Origin of the sequence: Saccharomonospora iraqiensis subsp. iraqiensis (assembly GCF_000430445.1) — a bacterium.
Lineage (GTDB): Bacteria > Actinomycetota > Actinomycetes > Mycobacteriales > Pseudonocardiaceae > Saccharomonospora > Saccharomonospora iraqiensis.
Genome location: NZ_KE387041.1, coordinates 51,468 through 54,432 on the forward strand (window position 1 = coordinate 51,468; position 2,965 = coordinate 54,432).

Below are 2,965 nucleotides of genomic sequence, written 5' to 3' on the forward strand. Positions count from 1 at the left end.
CGCCGCACACGGCCCCCGTGCCCGTCGTGGGCGCGGAGGCCGCCGAGTTCGTCGGGGCCGTGGACCCTCGGGCCCGTGCCGGCCGCGGCCGTCCCGTGTCGTGCTCACCGGCCTGCTGCCCTCCGGGAACGGGGTCGGGGTTCCCCGGTGCCGAGGACGTACGAGAGCACCACGTGGTTCCACCCGCATCCGCGGCACACCTCGACCACGTACACGGTGAACTCGCCGAACAGTCCCGCCATCCGGTCCAGTTCCTCGGGCGAACGTGCCGAGTTCGAGGCGTGCCGGAGCTCGTCGCCGAACACCCAGGACACCTCGTGCAGGCGGTCCCTGCGGCAGACCGGGCACGGGGAGGCGCTCGGCCTGCCGTGGAACTCGGCCGCCCGGAGCAGGTAGGGGTCGGCATCGCAGACGTCGAGCGTGCTGGCCCTGCCCGAGTGGTACTCGGCAAGGGCAGCACGACGCGCGAGCGCGTAATCGACGACCTGCCGCTGGTTCCGCACGCCAACAGAGTACGGGTAACCGCCTCCCCGATGCCCGCGTGTCGCGCAGGACGTGACGGGTCACCCATCCGACACGCCGCGATCCCGATAACTGTTCGGTGAAGTTCACACGTCCGAGCAATCACTCGGAAGGTCTACCGCGTTACGTGTGCCACGTCGATGTATCGACGCGATATAATGACGCGGTATGTTGGAGTTCGGTTCGCGGACCGGGGCGATGTCCGGAGTGGGCCGCCGTCCGGCCGGGCCCGAACAGACAACGCCGGTGGTGAGTCGTCGATTCCCGGAAGGGGGTGCACTGTGCTGGAGTTCGCGATCCTCGGGCTGCTGCACGAGGCCCCCATGCACGGGTACGTACTGCGCAAGCGTCTGCACGAGACGCTCGGTATGTTCCGCACCTTCTCGTACGGTTCCGTCTACCCGACCCTGCGCCGGATGCTGCGGGCCGGGCTGATCGCCGAGGAGGTGGCGGAACCCACCACCGGCTGGAACCGGCGGGCCAAGCGCGTCTACAAGCTCACGGCGGACGGCAAGGAGCGGTTCGCCGAGCTGGTCGCCGACGCGGGCCCGCAGACGTGGGACGACGAGGGGTTCGGCGTCCACCTCACCTTCTTCTCCAGGACGCCGGCCGACGTCCGGATGCGCATCCTGGAGGGCAGGCGTCGCCGGGTCGAGGAACGCCGCGAAGGTCTCCGGGCAGCGTTGGCCAGGGCCGAGGAGAAGATCGACCGCTACACCCGCGAACTGCACCAGCTCGGGCTGGAGACCAGTGAGCGGGAGGTGCGCTGGCTCAACGAGCTGATCGCGCACGAACAGGCCGAGCAACGAGGGCAGCAGTCCTGACGGGGAGCGGTTCGCGCCCGGCTCGGCGGGAGCCGAAGACGAGAGAACACGAGTAAGGAGAGACCGGCATGGGCGACAATCGCCGCGTGAGAGTGGCCATCGCGGGCGTCGGCAACTGCGCGGCGTCGCTTGTCCAGGGAGTGCACTACTACCGCGACACCGACCCGGCCGCGCGTATCCCCGGACTGATGCACGCGCAGTTCGGCGGATACCACGTGGGTGATGTGGAGTTCGTCGCCGCGTTCGACGTGGACGCCAAGAAGGTCGGACACGACCTGGCCGAGGCCGTTCTGGCCAGCGAGAACAACACCATCAAGATCTGCGACGTCCCGCCGCTCGGGGTCACCGTGCAGCGCGGGCCCACCCTCGACGGGCTCGGCCGCTTCTACCAGGAGACCATCCAGGAGGCCGACGACGAGCCGGTCGACGTCGTGGCGGCGCTGCGGGCGGCGGAGGTCGACGTCCTGGTGTCCTACCTGCCGGTCGGCTCCACCGACGCCTCGGAGTTCTACGCGCGGGCCGCGCTGGAGGCCGGCGTCGCCTTCGTCAACGCCATCCCGGTGTTCATCGCCTCGGAGCCGGAGTGGGCCGCGAAGTTCGAGCAGGCGGGCGTGCCGATCGTCGGCGACGACATCAAGTCGCAGGTCGGGGCCACGATCACGCACCGGGTGCTCGCGAAGCTCTTCGAGGACCGCGGTGTCCAGCTCGACCGCACCATGCAGCTCAACGTGGGCGGCAACATGGACTTCAAGAACATGAAGGAGCTGGAGCGGCTGGAGTCGAAGAAGATCTCCAAGACCCAGTCGGTGACCTCGCAGATCGAGCGCGACCTCGGCAAGGGCAACGTCCACGTCGGCCCCTCCGACTACGTGCAGTGGCTGGACGACCGCAAGTGGGCGTACGTGCGCCTGGAGGGTCGCGCCTTCGGTGACGTGCCGCTCAACATGGAGTACAAGCTCGAGGTGTGGGACTCGCCGAACTCGGCGGGCATCATCATCGACGCGGTGCGCGCCGCGAAGATCGCCAAGGACCGGGGGATCGGCGGGCCGCTGCTGTCGGCCTCGTCGTACTTCATGAAGTCCCCGCCGGTGCAGTACGACGACTCCACCGCCCGCGACTCGGTGGAGCGTTTCATCGCGGGCGAGATCGAGCGCTGAGCCGGTTCCCCGCGCGGCCCGAAGGCCCCTTCGCCTCCCTCTCCCGTCCGGGTCGGGTGGTGCGGGGGCCTTTCGCGTGTCGGTCCGGGAACCTGCGTTCGGCAGGTGGTCCGGACGTGTTCCGCCCGTGTTCACCGTTCGTACGGAAATCCCTCGATCCCTCGCCGTAGCGTCGGTGCGCTGCCATGCTCGAACAGCGATGCTGCCGGAGTGATCTGGAGGACGGGTGTCCACGGAACCGAGACGGCCGGAACGGCTGCTGCCCCTGACGACCTCGCGGCATTCCGCGCGGTCGGCGACCACGTGTCTGTACCGGTGTGGGGATGCGTGTGCGCATCCGGCCCCGAACCGGTCGGACAACCCCTACTTCGCCGACGTCGCCACCGAACTGTCCCGGCGTGGGGCGTTGCGGGCCGGTGCGGTGCTGGGCGCGGCGGCCACCGGGTTCGCCGCCCTGTCGGG

Annotated in this window: 3 protein-coding genes and 1 pseudogene; 3 read left to right on the plus strand and 1 reads right to left on the minus strand. The window is 69.4% G+C overall.

Annotated features, from left to right (window positions below):
• Window positions 1–104 precede the first annotated feature (104 nt).
• Window positions 105–503, minus strand: coding sequence for a DUF5318 family protein (locus ACTIR_RS0103100; RefSeq protein ID WP_026453189.1), 399 nt, complete (start codon window positions 501–503; stop codon window positions 105–107).
• 300 nt (window positions 504–803) lie between these two features.
• Here ACTIR_RS0103100 and ACTIR_RS0103105 point away from each other — a divergent pair, with 300 nt between their 5' ends.
• The 3 genes and pseudogenes from ACTIR_RS0103105 to ACTIR_RS26205 form a co-directional block, all read left to right on the plus strand.
• Window positions 804–1,346, plus strand: coding sequence for a PadR family transcriptional regulator (locus ACTIR_RS0103105; protein WP_007025581.1), 543 nt, complete (start codon window positions 804–806; stop codon window positions 1,344–1,346).
• 68 nt (window positions 1,347–1,414) lie between these two features.
• On the plus strand, window positions 1,415–2,503 hold the full coding sequence (locus ACTIR_RS0103110) for an inositol-3-phosphate synthase (RefSeq protein WP_007025580.1): 1,089 nt from the start codon (window positions 1,415–1,417) through the stop codon (window positions 2,501–2,503).
• A 226-nt stretch (window positions 2,504–2,729) separates the two neighbouring features.
• Window positions 2,730–2,965 (plus strand): annotated as a pseudogene (locus ACTIR_RS26205) (phosphatase); the annotation flags it as partial.

Coding starts and splice junctions, on each gene's coding strand:
- ACTIR_RS0103110 (WP_007025580.1), top strand. CDS start 1,415: ATGGGCGACAATCGCCGCGTGAGAGTGGCCATCGCGGGCGTCGGCAAC.